Raw genomic sequence first — 13,744 nt, 5'->3', positions numbered from 1 at the left:
GCGACAGACTGCCGACTGTCGTCACTTACTCGCGGTAGTCGCGTGCCGCTCCAGGAACCGGTAGACCTCCGTGTCATCGACGCCAGGAAACACTCCAGGCGGCATCGCGGCCAGCAAATGCGAGTGCACTCGCGCCGACGGCCAGGCCTGGCCGGACCAGCGCTCCGCCAACCCGCTCGGCGGTTGATTGCAGCAGCTGGGGTCCGGGCAGCGCGACACCGCACGCTCGGTCGTCTCGCGGCCGCGCATCCACTTCACGTGCTGGTAGGGCACTCCGACGTTGACCGCGAAAAGACCATCCTTGGTGCGATCGATGACAGCAGTGCACCAGTAGGTGCCCGATCGGGTATCGGTGTAGGCCTGATAGGCCTGCGACAGGTCCGGCTGCTCGAAGACCCGCCGTGCGGTCCAGGAGCGGCATACCCGCTGACCCTCGATGGCACCCATCGGATCGGTCGGGAAGCGCACTCCGTCGTTCTCGTACGCCTTGTAGACCACGCCGTCCTGGCTGATCCGCATGAAGTGCACCGGCAGCCCGAGGTGCCGGGTCGCCAGGTTGGTGAACCGGTGCGCGGCGGTCTCGTAGGACACCGCGTAGGCGTCGCGCAGGTCCTCGATCGCGATGTCCTTCTCAGCCTTGGCCCGGCGCAGGAAATCGACGGTCTCGCCCTCCGGCATCAGCAGCGCCGCGGCGAAGTAGTTGATCTCGACCCGCTGTGACAGGAACTCCGCGTAGTCCGGCGGCGGTTGGTGACCCAGGATCAGGTGGCCGACCGCGTGCAACGCCAACGAGCGCGAATCGTGTTGTCCTGCTTCGGGTTGCGGCAGATAGATGCGGTGATTGTGCAGGTCTGTCACCGTGCGGGTCGAGCCGGGCAGGTCGGAGGTGTGCACGAGCTTGTAACCCAGGTGACCGGCGATCCGGTCGACCGCTGCGCGACTGATCGGCCCACCGGGATGGTGGATCGCCTTGAGCAGCTCGCCGGCCTCCTCCTCGATGTCACCGAAGTAGTTGTCGGCCGCACGCATCCGCTCGCGCAGTTGTGCGTTCGCACGACGCGCGTGCTCGGGGGTCGCCGCACTGTCCGCACGCGCGGACGCCATCGCCTCGTGCATGCCGACGAGCGCCTCCAGGGCCTCGGTAGGCAGTCGTGGGCTGACCTTCACCCGCGGCAGGCCCATCGACTCGTATGACGGAAGGCGTTGCGCACGCTCGAGCCGGATCTCCAGAGCTGCACGGCGGCTCGGCGGTGCGGTCGACAGCAACTTGGGCAACGGCGTGTTGAGCTCGCCGGCGAGCGCCGACACGACCGACAGGCGCGGCTCGCGCTTGCCGTTCTCGATCAGCGACAGTGCCGATGTCGACATCCCGACAGCCTCTGCGACGTCACCGAGGGTGCGACCGGCTTCCTGGCGGACGTGCCGGATGCGCCGCCCGATCGTCAGTGCATCGGGAGCATCGGCCGATTCCTTCACAGCGGACTTCGGTTCGGGGCTGGTCAGCCGCCCCGGATCGGACCTCCGTGTGGTCGCCGTCACAGAAGAGGTGTTTTTGACACGACGTTCGTCGTCCGTGGGTGGTGAAACTCGGGCCATCCGCAGACAGTATCGCAAAATCGTCGTTTTTTTAATCAAAAGTCCCTGTTTTTCGAGGTTGTGGTTACCCCAAAGTAGGACTCACGAAGCACCGCACATTGCGAAAGGACCGCAGGAGCTATGAGCACCCAGCAGCAGCCGAGCACCACCGAGCAGGAGACTGCCCTGCAGAACGACTGGCACAGCAACCCCCGCTGGGCCGGCGTCAAGCGCGACTACACCGCAGGTGACGTCGTCAAGCTCCGCGGCTCGGTCCAGGAGGAGTTCACCCTCGCCAAGCGCGGCGCCGAGCAGCTGTGGGACAAGCTGCACAGCGAGGACTACGTCAACGCGCTGGGCGCGCTGACCGGCAACCAGGCCGTGCAGCAGGTCAAGGCCGGCCTCAAGGCCATCTACCTGTCCGGGTGGCAGGTCGCCGGCGACGCGAACCTCGCCGGCCAGACCTACCCCGACCAGTCGCTCTACCCGGCCAACTCCGTCCCGGCCGTCGTGCGCCGCATCAACAACGCACTGATGCGCGCCGACCAGATCGAGTTCTCCGAGGGCATCAAGACCGTCGACGAGTGGGTCGTCCCGATCGTCGCCGACGCGGAGGCCGGCTTCGGTGGCCCGCTCAACGCGTTCGAGCTGATGAAGAACATGATCGCGTCCGGCGCCGCCGGCGTGCACTGGGAGGACCAGCTGGCCTCGGAGAAGAAGTGCGGCCACCTCGGTGGCAAGGTGCTGATCCCGACCCAGCAGCACGTGCGCACCCTGAACGCCGCCCGCCTGGCCGCGGACGTCTCCGGCACCCCGTCGGTCGTCATCGCCCGCACCGACGCCGAAGCAGCCACGCTGCTGACCGCGGACGTCGACGAGCGCGACCGCGAGTTCCTCACCGGCGAGCGCACCGCTGAGGGCTTCTACAAGGTCCGCAACGGCATCGAGCCCTGCATCGCCCGTGCGAAGGCCTACGCCGAGTACGCCGACCTCATCTGGATGGAGACCGGCACCCCGGACCTGGAGCTGGCCAAGAAGTTCGCGGACGCCGTTCACAAGGACTTCCCGGACCAGATGCTGGCCTACAACTGCAGCCCGTCGTTCAACTGGAAGAAGCACCTGGACGACGACACCATCGCCAAGTTCCAGCGCGAGCTGGGCGCCATGGGCTTCAAGTTCCAGTTCATCACCCTGGCCGGCTTCCACGCCCTGAATTACTCGATGTTCGACCTGGCCCACGGTTACGCCCGTGAGCAGATGTCGGCCTACGTGAAGCTGCAGGAGCAGGAGTTCGCCAGCGAGGAGCGCGGCTACACCGCGACCAAGCACCAGCGCGAGGTCGGCACCGGCTACTTCGACCTGGTCTCCACCGCCCTCAACCCCGACAGCGCCACCACCGCGCTCAAGGGTTCCACCGAAGCGGCTCAGTTCTGATCACCCGCTTCGCGGCTGATCAGAACCTGGTGCCCTTGGTCGTGTCTCCTCGCGGATGAGCTCGCAAGCTCACTCCTCCGATCGTCGACACGACGGCATCAGCTGCTTCACCCGATCGGCCTGAGCGCCGACCACCCCTACTTACCCGGGGTTGCACAGTCACCTGGCTCCGGCTGTGCAGCCCCGGGTAAACCCAAACTTCACCGAAACATCAGCAACAACAAGGCAATTCGCAACCCGGAAAGGACACCTGTCATGTGTGAAACGCACGGCACTCCAGTGGTGCACGGCACCAAGCACCCACGCTTCGACCAGATTGTGACCCCGGAAGCTCTTGCCTTCGTAGCCACACTCGACGGCGCCTTCGCCGGTCGGCGCGCAGAGCTGCTCGCGCAGCGACGTGCCCGCGCCAAGGAGATCAGCGCCGGGGCGGACCTGGACTTCCTGCCCGAGACCGCGTCGATCCGTGCCGACCCGACCTGGAAGGTCGCGGCGCCCGCGCCCGGTCTGTCCGACCGTCGCTGCGAACTCATCGCACCGGCCTCCCCCAGCACCGCGGCGCACGCGATGAACTCGGGCGCCTCGACGTGGCTCGCCGACCTCGAGGACGGCGTCGCCCCCTCGTGGCAGAACATCATCGACGGTCAGATCACGTTGTATGACGCCATCCGCGGCGACCTCAGCTACAAGTCGTCGGACGGCGCGACGCTGACCACCGACGGTGACGGCCCGACGATCATCATGCGACCGCGCGGCTGGCACCTGTGCGAGAAGCACATCACCATCGACGGCCGCCCGATCTCAGCGTCGCTGTTCGACTTCGGTCTCTACTTCTTCCACAACGCGAAGCAGTTGATCCAGAACGGTGCCGGCCCCTACTTCTACCTGCCGAAGATCGAGTCGCATCTCGAGGCACGGTTGTGGAACGACGTGTTCGTCCTCGCGCAGCGGGAGCTCGGCATACCGCAGGGCACCATTCGCGCGACGGTGCTGATCGAGACCGTGCCGGCGGCGTTCGAGATGGACGAGATCCTCTACGAACTGCGTTCGCACTGCAGCGGAATGAACGCCGGTAGGTGGGACTACATCTTCAGCTACGTGCGGACCTTCTCACATCGCGGCGACGAGTTCGTGCTGCCCGATCGCGACAAGATCACCATGACCACGCCGATCCTGCGGTCGCTGACGCAGTTGCTGATCGCGACCTGCCACAAGCGCTGGGCTTACGCGATCGGTGGTCCGGCCGCGGTCAACCCGACCGGTCAGGATGAGGAGTCCCGGCACCGCGCGCTGGCTCAGGTCACCGCCGAGAAGCAGCGTGAGGCGACCGAGGGCTTCGACGGCTCCTGGGTGGCGCACCCGGCCCTGGTGGAGACCTGCCTGGCGGCATACAAGAGCATCCTCGGTGACCGGACGGACCAGCGCTCGCTGCGCCGGGCGGTCGGTGTCAACGCTCGCGACCTGGTGTCCCTCGAGGGCACGCAGCAGACGATCAGCCTGGGCGGTGTGCGCACCAATGTCTCGGTGGCGCTGCGCTACCTGGCGTCGTGGGTCGACGGCACGGGCGCCGTGGCTATCGACAACCTGATGGAAGACGCTGCGACTGTTGAGATCTCGCGTGCTCAGCTGTGGCAGTGGCTCCACCACGAGTCGCAGCTGGCCGAAGGCCCGCACGTGACCCGCGAGCTGCTCGACCGGGTGATCGACGAGGAGATGGCCAAGCTGACGCGCGGCCTCGACGCGGATGCCACCGCTCGTTACCAGGCGGCGCGCGAGGTGCTGGAGGTGACGGCGCTCAGCGACTACCTGCCCGGCTTCTTCACCAACTACGCCTACGTGCGCTACCTGACCGAGCAGGCACTGCGGATGAAGCAGCCCAACACCCGCGAGGACCTGCGCCAGTCCGAGCAGGTCGAGCAGTCGGCGGCGGGCTCGGCAGAGCCCGCCGCCTGACCGAACAGACACCCACCCGCTCTCGCCGAGAGGCTCACCTGACACTCGAGAGGCCCAGAAGATCAGGCGAAATCTGCCTGATTTCCTGGGCCTCTCGAGGTGTTTCTGAGCCTCTCGCCGAAGGTGGTGGGCGCGCGGGTGCTTGCAGATGGCAGCGGCCGTCGGCGGGTGTGTCAGTGAGCGCCGGTGAGCGTCAGTTGGCGTCGTCGTCGAAGCTCGTCAGACGCACCTCGTCGCGGTCGAGCATGCGCACTGCACTGCTGACGCCCTGCGAGCTGAAGGTGCCGCGGTCCTCCACCGCACTGAGCTCGGACCGTTGTGCCGCAACGACTTTCAGCCGGATCCGGCAGTAGTCCTCGCGTTCGGTGCGCGCGTTCAGATCGGCCCGTCGCGTCAGCGACGCGCGTTCGGCTACCAGATCCTCGCGCACCCGCGCGATGGTCGCCTGCTCCGCTTCGTCCTCGCTCGTCCTCGCGAGCTGGTCGACCTCGTCCAGCGCCACGCCGTAGAGATCATCGATGAGTTCCAACTGCTCCCGAGCGAGTCGTTCCGTGGAGTTGTCGGTCACCTTCGCCTTCCGTATGACGACAGGCAGACTGAGTCCCTGCACCAGCAAGGTGATCGCCGCGACCAGATAGGCGATCAGCACCAGCTCGGAACGACGAGGCGTGTCCAACGGAATGGTCAGTGCTGCGGCGACGGTGATCGCCCCACGCATGCCGGCCCAGCCGAGCACCACCGCACTGCGCCAGCCGACGGCTTCGTTCAGTTTGAAGTCCAGATCGGCGGCCATCCGCTGGACCCGGTGGGTGACCTGCTCGCGGCGCCGGTCCGACATCTGGTCCAACCGCTCGAACCTCGGATGATCGCGCCAGTTCTCGAGTTTCGGACGCACCTCCGCGGCGTTGCGCTGGTCCTAGCGGATCATCGCGACGAGTGGCACGACGAACAACAGACGGAGCAGCACGACGGCGACCGCTGCGAGCACACCGATGGCGATCGCGTGCCCGATGCTTCGCCCGTCGTCCTGCACGCTGTCGGTCAGCGGTTTCAGGCTGAGTCCCATCAGCAGGAAGATCCCGCTCTCCATCAGGAACGCGATGGTGCGCCAGTTCATCGACTCGACCCAGCGATCCCGCGCGGCGATCCGCCGCGGACCCTCGCGGCCGATCACCAGACCGGTGACGACGACGGCGAGCACGCCGGATGCGTGCAACTCCTCCGCCGGCAGGAACGAGATGAACGGAACGGCGAACGAGATCGCGGTGCTCAGCATCGGATCACGCAGTGCGGCGCGGACACGCACCATGACCATTCCGACGACCGCCCCGACCACCACCGCGATGACGACAGACCTCACGAAGTTGCCGGCGACGCTCCAGATCGACACCGAGCTGGCGATCGCGGCCACCGCCGAACGCAGCAGCACCAGCGATGACGCGTCGTTGACCAGTCCCTCGCCCTCGAGCATCGTGACGACGCGTGGCGGCAGTCCGAGCTTCTTACCGATCGAGGTGGCCGCGACGGCGTCTGTCGGGCTGATCACCGCGCCCAGCGCGAACGCCGCCGGCCACTCGATGCCCGGCAGGACCTGGTGGAAGAGTGCACCGGCGCCCAGCGTCGTCAACACCACGAGCACGACGGCCAGTCCACTGATCGCCTTCAGGTTCCGCCGGAAGTCCTGACCGGGCATATCGACCGCAGCTGAGTAGAGCAACGGCGGCAGCACGCCCGCGAGGATCAGCTCCGGCTCCAGCTCGATGTCCGGCGTCCCGGGCAGGTAGCTCAGCCCGATGCCGACCACGACGAGCGCGAGTGGCGCGGCCAGCCCGAGCCGCTTCGAAAATGCCGTGACGACAACGATGCTCAGCACGCCGAGGATGGCGATGAGAGTGAGGCTCACGGTCCCGGCTCACCCGGTCCGGCGGGTGCGCGAACTGCTCTTCTGCCGAGATCTCGGCAGCACCGCAGGCCCGTCGAGCGGCATACCGGCGCCCAGGAACCCGATGAGGTCGAAATCGTGCACCACGACGTTCGGGGGCTCCCCCAGCGCCTGGAACCCACCGACCAATGCCCCGGCGATGGCGCGGACCCGCAGATCCTCCTTGTCGAGGTCACAACGCTCCGCGACGAGGCCGGCGATCAGCTCGATGCTGCGCTCACTCTCGCGGCGCATCGCGCCCTGCAGCTGTGGCTCGCTCCGCATCAACTCCATGCGTTCGTTCTCGAAGCTCCACTCCTCCTTCGACATCGTCGACGCCACGCTGGCGATCGCCGCACGCAGCGCATCCGTGATGCTCGCACCGACCGGTTGCGCGCGGAAGTTCTCGATGATGATCGGGTCGAAGTCGTCGGCGATCACGAGCTCTTCCTTGCTCGGGAAATAACGGAAGAAGGTGCTCGGCGAGACATCGGCCGCGGCCGCGATCTGTTCCACCGTCGTCTGTGCGTAACCGTGTTCGCGGAACAGCCGGAAGGCCTCCTTCCGCAGCGTCTGGCGAGTACGCGCCTTCTTGCGCTCGCGAAGGCCGGGCGTGGGCGAATCAACGGGCGGCATGCAGCAATTGTGGCGCATCGTCCTCGTCCGGCAGCTCAGCACGCTCACGGAAAGCGCCACGCGCGACCAGCACGCTGACCAGTGCGACGAGCACCAGCCCGCCGGTGCACCACAACAGAGCATCCATGCTGTCGACGAAGGCACGGCGCACGGCATGCAGCGCCGACGAGTCACCAGCGGCGCGAGCCGCGGCAACACCGGCGCTGACGCTGTCCCGCAACGGCTCGTGGTCGAAGCGGCCCAGGCCGTCGTGATAGCTGCTCGCCTGCACGGTCCCGAGTACCGCGATGCCGAGCGTCCCGCCGACCTGCCGCAGTGCGGACAGCAGCGCCGTACCCGCTCCGGCGCGCTCAGCGTCCAACGTGCCGGCTGCCCAGCCGATTGTGGTGAACATGACGATGCCCATGCCGACTCCGAGGACCGTCATCCAGCAGGCGATCACTGCGTATGGCGTGTGAACGCCCGTGGTGACCGCGATGCCCGTCGATGCGAGCACGACGAGGAAGCCGGTGATCAGCACCCCGCGCACACCGACCCGCCGCAGCAGCGGCTCGTTCAACCGGGTCGCCAGCATGAGGCCGACCACCATCGGCAGCAGGCGTAGTCCGCTGCCCAGCGCGTCGGTGCCGCGCACCGCCTGGAAGTACTGCGGCAGGCTGAAGAACACCCCGAACATCACGAAGTTCAGCAGCACGGCGTATGTCGCTCCGACCGTGAACCCGGTGACCCGGAAGAGCCCGCTGTCGATCAGCGGGTTGGTCAGGTGACGCTGCCACGTCAGGAACGCACCGAGCACAATCGTGCCGACGAACGCGAATGTCCAGGACCTGACGTCGCCCCACCCTCGCGAGCCGAGCTCGATGAATCCGTAGGTGAGACCGGCCAGGCCGACACTCGACAGGACCACACTCGGCAGATGGATCGCACGGGCGTCGGCGCTGCGGGACTCGGGCACGAAGATCACCAGCGCTGCGATCGCGATCAGCACGACGGGGACGTTGACGAGGAAGACCGAGCCCCACCAGAAGTGATCGAGCAGCCAGCCGCCGAGCAGCGGTCCGAGCGGCATACCGAGGGCGACGCCAGCCATGTTGAGACCGATCGCGCGGCGCTGCTCCGTCTTGTCCGGGAACATCACCGTGATCACTGCCAGGGTCAGTGTCAGCAAGGACGCCGCGCCGACGCCGAGCAGGACACGAGCGGCGATGAGTTGCCCGGGTGACTGCGCATAGGCGCAGGCGAGCGACGCGACGCCGAAGATCGCGAGTGATGCGATCAGCACCCGTCGCCGGCCGATCCGGTCGCCGAGAGCGCCCAGCGGCAGCATGAACACGGCCAGCGACAGCGTGTATCCGCTCGTAACCCACTGCAGCGCCGAGATATCCGCGTGCAGGTCGTCGGACAGGGTCGGCAACGCGACATTGAGCACCATCGTGTCGAGCCCGACCACGAGCGTGGTGAGGGCGATGGCTGCCACTGCGATCCAGCGGCGCACTTCCTCGGTCATCTCATCCCCTTTGTGATAGTTCCATCTTTTTGACTGTTGCTATCAGTTTGTAGTCACAGCCATAATTCTGCAAGTCGCGATTGATGGAGACCGGACAGCGCGACACGTGCGATGTGGGACTCTGGGCCGATGAACCCGCGTATGCCGAGTGAGACCGCACCTCAGGACCGCATCTGGATGGCGTTCCCGTCCCAGGGCTACACGCTCGGCGACACCGCGGCCGAGGCCGACGAGGCACGGTCGACGTGGGCTGCGGTGGCGCATGCCGCGCTCGAGTTCGAGCCTGTGACGATGGTGGTCGACCCGACGGAGATCGACATCGCCCGTCGCTACCTGTCGGCCGACATCGAGATCATGCAGACACCTCTGGACGACGCGTGGATGCGCGACATCGGACCGACGTTCGTGTATGACGACGGAGCTCTCGCCGGTGTCGACTGGACGTTCAACGGCTGGGGCGCACAGGACTGGGCCACCTGGGACCACGACGCGAAGGTTGCGTCATACGTGCTGGAGCAGGCGGGCGTCCCTCGGATCAAGTCGTCGATCGTCAACGAGGGCGGCGGTTTTCACGTCGACGGTGAGGGCACCGTGCTGCTGACCGAGACCGTCCAGCTCGATGCTGGTCGCAACCCGGAGGCCAGCAAGGCCGACATCGAAGCCGAGGTGGCACGCACCATCGGGGCGACGCACGCGGTCTGGTTGCCGCGCGGCCTCACCCGCGACTCACAGCGCTTCGGCACCCGCGGGCACGTCGACATCGTCGCCGCCATCCCCGCCCCCGGAGTGCTGTTGCTGCACGACCAGCGCAACCCCGACCATCCGGATCACGCTGTCATGCAACAGATCGAGGCCGCCCTCGCCAGGACGACCGATGCGGCCGGGCGCGCCTGGGACATCCGCAAGTTGCCCGCGCCGGCCGTGCTGGAGGACGACGAGGGTCCGGTCGACTACAGCTATCTCAACCACCTGGTCGTCAACGACGGCGTCATCGCGTGTTCGTTCGGCGACGCGCACGACGCCGAGGCCGTGTCGGTGCTCGCGGAGGCATACCCGGGTCGCAGGGTGGTGACCGTCGATGCTCGCCCGCTCTTCGCGCGTGGCGGTGGCATCCACTGCATCACCCAGCAGCAACCCGTCGCCCCGGCCTAGTGCAGTGAATCACAATAAGACTGGTGCGAATGTGGGCAAAGTTGCTGGTCAGGCGCGGAGCGACTGTCAAAGCAACTTTGCACGCACCGCACTAGGTCGCGAATGCTGCGCGTGCGGTCAACGCCGCGCGGGTGACCGTGCGTGCGTCGACGGGGCGTGAGGTGTCGACGTCGATGCGCTGCCCGAAGTCGAAGGCACTGGCGTTGCGATCGATCCATGCCCAGTCGAGGTCCTGCTGCACGCTGGCGTCCGCACCGTGGACCGGGTGTCGTTGCCCCGCGCGAACCCGATCCTCGTGCCGGCGACGCGCCGTCTCGATCGGCAGGTCGCACCACACATGGGGCACGAAACGCGGCTCGAAACCGGCGCGCACGAGGCCGTCGATCACACGCTGATGGTCGTCGGGCCACCAGATGTTCTCCACGACTCCGCCGACCGGTGAGGCCGCCAGCAACTGCCACAACAACTCCGACGCACCGGCCCCGAGCGGCGAACCATGACCGCCAGTCCCCTGCAGCGCACTTCGTGTCTCCGGCGCGGCGTGCTGGAAGATCGTCTCCTTCACCATGTCCTTGGAGAACAGCGGCAGGTCGAGCTCAGCCGCCAGCCGCGGAGCCAGCGTCGACTTCCCTGACCCGGGAATTCCGTTGACCAGCAACGCCATTCGTTGAGGACGGTGCGGTGCGTATGCCGGGGAGGGCCACTCGTCGCGTGTCACCGCGTGCACGACGTGATCCCGCCAGGCGGATCCGTCGGCGCCGGGCAGCCACAGCATCTCGCGCACCATCCCCTCGCGTCGGAAGCCGAGCGACCGCAACAGGCCAGCCGACGTGGCGTTGCCCGGTCGCACGTTGGCTTCCAGGCGGTGCAAGCCCATCCCGCGCGGCGCGGCGGTGAAGGCGAGGTTGATGATCTGTCGCATGCCGTCGGCGAAGAGGCCCTTGCCGGCATAAGGATCGTAGGCGTCATAGCCGAGCACGCCACTCTGGAACCGGCCGCGAACAACGTTGGTGACGTTGACTTTCCCGACGATGCCGTGACTGCCTTCGGGGTCCGCCGCGTGGATGAGGAACGTCCGGTGCTCTTCGCTCTGTCGCTCGAGGTGCCAGTTGATGTCGTCGGGATTGACGGGGTTCCACACGCCGATCCGGGACGCGGACAGCTGCACTGCCGAGCGGTATGACGCCACGTCCTCCGTGCGCACTGTGTGCACCCAGACCCGTCGGCCGGACGATCGCAACGGAGGTAGGCGCCAGCTCACGCGAACATCCTTGCAGAACCGGCGGGTCGTGGGGCGCTCACGGTCAGGCGCTGACCCGCCGGCCGCGCAGCACGATGTGCTGCGGATCGGCGAGCACCCCGACGTCCTCGCGTGGATCGCTCTGATAGACCACGAAGTCGGCGCTCTCACCCTCGTCGAGTCCGGGACGTCCGAGCCATTCCCGGGCACCCCAGGTCGCGGCGCTGATCGCCTCGAGGTTCGTCATCCCGGCGCGCGTCAGCTCGGTGACCTCCGCGGCTGCCAGGCCGTGCGGCAGCTGACCCCCGGCGTCGGTGCCGACCCAGATCGGCACACCGGCCTCGTGCGCCGCGGCGATGGTGTCGAAGCGCCGGGCGTAGAGGTCGCGCATGTGCACGCCGTATGACGGGAACTTCACCTCCCCCGCCTCGGCGAACTTCGGGAAGTTCTCGATGTTGACCAGCGTCGGCACGATCGAAATGCCTTGTCGGGCAAAGAGGTCGATCGACTCGGGTAGCAGACCGGTCGCATGCTCGATGCAGTCGGTGCCAGCCGCCGCGAAGTCCAGCAGCGACTCCTCGCCGAAGCAGTGCGCGGTCACTCGAGCACCCTCCTCATGTGCGACGTCGATGGCCGCCTTGAGCGCCTCTCGCGGCCAGCACGGTGACAGGTCGCCGCGGTCACGATCGATCCAGTCGCCGACGAGCTTCACCCAGCCGTCGCCTCGTCGCGCCTCCTGCCGCACGTAGGCGACGAGGTCCTCGGGCTCGATCTCGTGGGCGAAGTTGCGGATGTAGCGCTTCGTGCGGGCGATGTGCCGGCCCGCTCGGATGATGCGCGGCAGGTCGTCGCGGTCGTCGATCCAATGCGTGTCGACCGGTGAGCCGGCGTCCCGCAGCAGCAGCGCACCGGCCGCACGGTTGCGCAGCGCGTGCTGCTCGGTCGTCTCCTTGTCGACACCGCCGTGCGCCTCGAGGCCGACGTGGCAGTGCGCGTCCACCAGCCCCGGCAGCACGTAACCCTGCACCGTCTGGACGTTCTCGGTCGACCGCGGCGCCGACCAACTGATCCGGCCGTCGACCACCCAGAGCTCGTCACGAACGTCGTCGGGCCCGACCAGGACACGGCCGGTCACATGCAGCACGGGTGAGTCGATCGCCATACGTCGACCCTAGCCGCACAGTCGCGGTGATCGGACGCACCTACGGGGCGCGTGCGGCATACCCCGTGGTCGCGGGTCGGGCATTATTCGCGTCCACTTAGTGAGGCGTGCACAGGGGTACGCCCCGGACTCGGGCACCGTCGGCGCCACCGCTGAGGTATGCAGCGCTGATCCAGACGTTGTGGTTGCCTGAGGTGTCATCGGTCTTGAGCCACCAGTTGCTCTGCTTCCCACGATACGAGTGCCCGACGGCCAGGACCTGACAGTCGAAGCGGTGCTTGCCCTGATGCAGCACGCCGACCTCGTGCCACGCGACCGGCGCGAAGTATGTCGGTGCGTCGGCCCGGACGTTCTGGTGGACCGCGCCGGCCTTCTGCGGTTTCGTCCGTGCGGACTTGGGTTTCGGAGACTTCGTGGGTTTCTTCGCGGACTTGTGCGTCTGCTTCGGAGTCGGTGCCGGCTTGGCCGTCCGTTTCGGGGCGGTTTTGGTTCTGGGCTTCGGTGCGTTCGTCGGCGCCGGGTCCGGTTTCGACGGTGGCTCCGAACTTCGCGGCTCCGGTTCCGGCTTCGGCGTCGGGCCGGCGACATGGCGGAACACCCCTGTCACAGTGGCGGGCTCGCTGGCGAGGCCTGCGACATTGAGGCCCATCGCATGGTTCGCGGCCTGCACGACCAAACCTTGCCCGAGATAGATCGCGGTGTGGCCGGGATAGACGATCACGTCACCCGGGCGGGTCGGCATCGTGTCGCCGGTCCGCGTGAAGCCGTGCGTGGTCAGCTCCTCGGACATCGTCCACGTGCCGCCCGACCCGATATCCGTTCCGGTGGCTCGGTACCACGCCCAACGCACCAGCCCCGAGCAATCGAGGCCGACCGTGTTCCGGTCGTCGAAGTGCGCACCACGCTCATGCTGGACGGCGCCGGTCGACGGACCCGGCATCGCGTGGTGCCCGCCTCCCCAGGAGTACGGCGTTCCCTTGTGCACCTCCCGACAGGCAGCAACGATCGCACGGTTCGCAGCCGCGGTCGTCGCGCCATACGCATGACAGTTGCTCACGGCGTGCGCCGGTGTCGGACCGAGCGTCATACCGCCGGCGATCACTGCAGCGCCACACACCCCTGCCGCGGCCAGGCCAACCAGCTTCTTCACGTGTTCCCCTGAAT

Annotated in this window: 11 protein-coding genes; 3 read left to right on the top strand and 8 right to left on the bottom strand. The window is 67.2% G+C overall.

Features of this window, described 5'->3' with window-relative positions; all coding sequences use genetic code 11:
• Nucleotides 1-21 precede the first annotated feature (21 nt).
• A complete protein-coding gene (locus tag IEX71_RS03425; protein WP_188835526.1) occupies nt 22-1,596 on the bottom strand; it encodes a helix-turn-helix domain-containing protein in 1,575 nt (524 codons plus the stop codon).
• Nucleotides 1,597-1,716: 120 nt separating this feature from the next.
• On the opposite strand from IEX71_RS03425, the gene aceA reads away from it, so the two are divergent.
• The gene (gene aceA, locus IEX71_RS03420) at nt 1,717-3,009 is read left to right on the top strand and encodes an isocitrate lyase (RefSeq protein WP_188835525.1); all 1,293 of its coding nucleotides are present in this window, start codon (nt 1,717-1,719) and stop codon (nt 3,007-3,009) included.
• 255 nt (nt 3,010-3,264) lie between these two features.
• Complete coding sequence (gene aceB, locus IEX71_RS03415) at nt 3,265-4,962, top strand: malate synthase A (RefSeq protein ID WP_188835524.1); 1,698 nt, start codon at nt 3,265-3,267, stop codon at nt 4,960-4,962.
• A 193-nt stretch (nt 4,963-5,155) separates the two neighbouring features.
• Here the strand turns inward: aceB and IEX71_RS22400 are convergent, their stop codons facing one another.
• From IEX71_RS22400 to IEX71_RS03400, 4 genes are read right to left on the bottom strand one after another with little or no spacing between them, the layout of a single operon-like run.
• Entirely contained in the window at nt 5,156-5,857 is a 702-nt protein-coding gene (locus IEX71_RS22400) for a cation:proton antiporter domain-containing protein (protein ID WP_229749423.1), read from the bottom strand.
• 21 nt (nt 5,858-5,878) lie between these two features.
• Complete coding sequence (locus IEX71_RS22395) at nt 5,879-6,865, bottom strand: cation:proton antiporter (protein WP_229749422.1); 987 nt, start codon at nt 6,863-6,865, stop codon at nt 5,879-5,881.
• Between the two features lie 9 nt (nt 6,866-6,874).
• Entirely contained in the window at nt 6,875-7,519 is a 645-nt protein-coding gene (locus IEX71_RS03405; protein ID WP_229749421.1) for a TetR/AcrR family transcriptional regulator, read from the bottom strand.
• Entirely contained in the window at nt 7,506-9,026 is a 1,521-nt protein-coding gene (locus tag IEX71_RS03400; protein WP_188835522.1) for an MFS transporter, read from the bottom strand. The genes IEX71_RS03405 and IEX71_RS03400 overlap by 14 nt, the downstream gene beginning before the upstream one ends.
• Before the next feature lie 129 nt (nt 9,027-9,155).
• Here IEX71_RS03400 and IEX71_RS03395 point away from each other — a divergent pair, with 129 nt between their 5' ends.
• The gene (locus IEX71_RS03395; RefSeq protein ID WP_188835521.1) at nt 9,156-10,178 is read left to right on the top strand and encodes an agmatine deiminase family protein; all 1,023 of its coding nucleotides are present in this window, start codon (nt 9,156-9,158) and stop codon (nt 10,176-10,178) included.
• Between the two features lie 91 nt (nt 10,179-10,269).
• On the opposite strand, the gene IEX71_RS03390 is transcribed toward IEX71_RS03395, so the two are convergent.
• From IEX71_RS03390 to IEX71_RS03380, 3 genes are all read right to left on the bottom strand, one after another.
• Entirely contained in the window at nt 10,270-11,439 is a 1,170-nt protein-coding gene (locus IEX71_RS03390) for a GNAT family N-acetyltransferase (RefSeq protein ID WP_188835520.1), read from the bottom strand.
• A 43-nt stretch (nt 11,440-11,482) separates the two neighbouring features.
• Complete coding sequence (locus IEX71_RS03385) at nt 11,483-12,574, bottom strand: amidohydrolase family protein (protein WP_229749479.1); 1,092 nt, start codon at nt 12,572-12,574, stop codon at nt 11,483-11,485.
• 103 nt (nt 12,575-12,677) lie between these two features.
• On the bottom strand, nt 12,678-13,730 hold the full coding sequence (locus IEX71_RS03380; RefSeq protein ID WP_188835518.1) for an NlpC/P60 family protein: 1,053 nt from the start codon (nt 13,728-13,730) through the stop codon (nt 12,678-12,680).
• Nucleotides 13,731-13,744: the final 14 nt, after the last annotated feature.

The organism is Flexivirga endophytica (assembly GCF_014640635.1).
Classification (GTDB): domain Bacteria; phylum Actinomycetota; class Actinomycetes; order Actinomycetales; family Dermatophilaceae; genus Flexivirga; species Flexivirga endophytica.
This window is presented reverse-complemented; position numbering and strand designations above follow the sequence as displayed.